Here is a 425-nt window from a genome sequence, read left to right as displayed (position 1 = left end):
AAGTGGGACCAACCGATCACGGTCGCTCTGGGCGCCCCGCAGCACGGGGTGGCCGGGTTCGTCCGCACCCACCGTCAAGCCGCCCAGGCCACGGTTGTGGCACGCGCCTCGAACGTGCCCGGTCCCCGGGTGGTTCCCATCGGGTTGGTCGGTGCCGTGGCGCTGATGTGTGAGGATCTCGACTCCGCTCGCAGGTGGGTACGCGATGTGCTCGGCCCGCTGGCGGTCGACGACTCCACCGCAGCACTGCTCCGTCAAACGCTCCGGACTTTCTTCTCGACCGGGGGAAGCTATACCGCAGCCGCCGCCGCATTGACCATGCACAAGAACACGGTCATCTACCGGATACACAAGATCGAGGAGTTGCTCGGGAAGAACGTCCGGGAGGGCCGCCTGGAACTCGAGAACGCGCTGGCACTGTGTCA

The 425-nt window shown here is 66.4% G+C and carries 1 protein-coding gene; it reads left to right on the top strand.

The window, feature by feature from the left end; translation table 11 throughout:
- The coding region (locus MLGJGCBP_RS50930) for a PucR family transcriptional regulator (protein ID WP_201453364.1) at positions 1–425 on the top strand (425 nt) is incomplete at both ends.

The organism is Rhodococcus sp. T7 (assembly GCF_009872365.1).
Lineage (GTDB): Bacteria > Actinomycetota > Actinomycetes > Mycobacteriales > Mycobacteriaceae > Rhodococcus_F.
Note: the sequence above shows the minus strand (reverse complement) of the source record. Positions and strands in the feature narration are given on the sequence as shown.